This window comes from Streptomyces sp. NPDC054887 (assembly GCF_053610585.1).
Genome location: NZ_JBSGYQ010000146.1, coordinates 1 through 1,455 on the forward strand (window position 1 = coordinate 1; position 1,455 = coordinate 1,455).

General features: G+C 71.9%; 2 protein-coding genes. One reads left to right on the top strand and one right to left on the bottom strand.

The features are described from left to right. Window positions 1–140: 140 nt before the first annotated feature. The gene (locus ACWGH0_RS34660; protein ID WP_453408250.1) at window positions 141–296 is read right to left on the bottom strand and encodes a DUF6131 family protein; all 156 of its coding nucleotides are present in this window, start codon (window positions 294–296) and stop codon (window positions 141–143) included. A 596-nt stretch (window positions 297–892) separates the two neighbouring features. Here ACWGH0_RS34660 and ACWGH0_RS34665 point away from each other — a divergent pair. Further along, window positions 893–1,327 (top strand): Asp23/Gls24 family envelope stress response protein, encoded by a 435-nt coding sequence (locus ACWGH0_RS34665; protein WP_453408251.1) that lies wholly within the window; start codon window positions 893–895, stop codon window positions 1,325–1,327. Window positions 1,328–1,455: the final 128 nt, after the last annotated feature.

Consider the following 1,455-nt stretch of genomic DNA (forward strand, 5'->3'; position numbering starts at 1 on the left):
GCACCGGCTCTCTGGGGCATGCCCCGTCGAGTACCCGTACGCGCCGCTTCCGCCTCCCCCGGGGGGCCCACGGGGTGCGCCGGGCGTCCCGCGCCCGGCGCACCCGTTCAGGTGGTGCCGCTCCGTTCAGGTGGTGCTGCTCACCAGTAATGCCGTCGCCCGCCCACTGCGTGTCCGACCGATCCCAGGATCCAGAGGACGGCGCCAATGGCGACCAGAATGATCCCGATGGTCCACAGGATGGAGATGCCGGCCACGAAACCGATGATGAGCAGAATGATTCCGAGGACGATCATGGTGTCCTCCGATCTTGCTGAGAACGATCCTTCACTCCAGCGTGTCCCCCGCCACCACCAGGTCAAACCTGCGGGCGCGCCGGGGACGGCAGGCGACGGCGTGGCGGCTCGGCGCATCCACCACGCGGCTGACGCGGGGAGGCTACCGCCCCTCCGCGGGCCGTCCAGGTGCCCCCGTCAACGGTGTCAGCGGCTCCGGTGACGTCCACCCGCCCGTCCATGCCCACGTCCGCCCGACGGTCGGCACGCGGTGGAGGGATCAGCGGCGAACGCCGGTGGCAGGGGCGCCAGTACGGCCCCGTCACGATGAGGGCCAGCGCCCCGTGTCTCGCACGGATCGTAGCCATGATGCGTCGCCCCTTCCTCGTGCGCGGCTGCGAGCGGCGCCGAGCGGCTTGCCGGGCTCGAAGACGGACGGAGAGGAGCGGTCCGTTGCCTGCCGGCGCCGGGATCGTCCCGGAGCCGTGACCGCGGGCCGGAATGGTGTTGGCGCAGGTCATCGGCGGTTCTCCCGCCGCGCCGAGCATCGGCGGCCGGGCGGGCCTAACGTGGAAGGACGGTGGCAAGCTCCTTACCTTGGGAAGGGACGACCGGCCATGACCGATACCGCACAGAACCTCAGCGGGAAGCAGGGCGACCCCGGAGGCCGGGGAAAGACCACCATCTCCGACAGCGTGGTCGAGAAGATCGTCGGAATGGCGGCCCGCGACGTGACGGGCGTCCACGCCATGGGCAGCGGAATCTCCCGGGCCTTCGGAGCGGCCCGCGACCGCGTGCCCGGCGCTACGAAGTCCGTGTCGCGGGGGGTCGACGTCGAAGTGGGCGAGAAGCAGACGGCGGTCGACCTGGAGATCGTCGTCGACTACGGCGTGTCCATCACGGACGTCGCCGGCTCCGTGCGCGAGAGCGTGATCTCGGCGGTCGAGTGGATGACCGGCCTGGAGGTCGTCGAGGTGAACGTCACGGTCAGCGACGTGAAGCTGCCGGACGAGGAGGAAGAGGAGCCGCAGGAACAACCGCGGATCCGGTGATCGCAGCGCTCCGGCCCCCGGCGGGCCGCCCCGCGCGGCGGCCCGCCGGTCCGGCGTGTCCGTACGCCCCGGTGCGCGCCCCGGCGGCTACGGCCACCGGCCTCTCGGGTCGAACGGGGCCCCCCTCG

Bases quoted from the DNA above. Each gene is read 5' to 3' on its own strand.
- ACWGH0_RS34660 (WP_453408250.1), bottom strand. From the start codon at position 296: ATGATCGTCCTCGGAATCATTCTGCTCATCATCGGTTTCGTGGCCGGC.
- ACWGH0_RS34665 (WP_453408251.1), top strand. From the start codon at position 893: ATGACCGATACCGCACAGAACCTCAGCGGGAAGCAGGGCGACCCCGGA.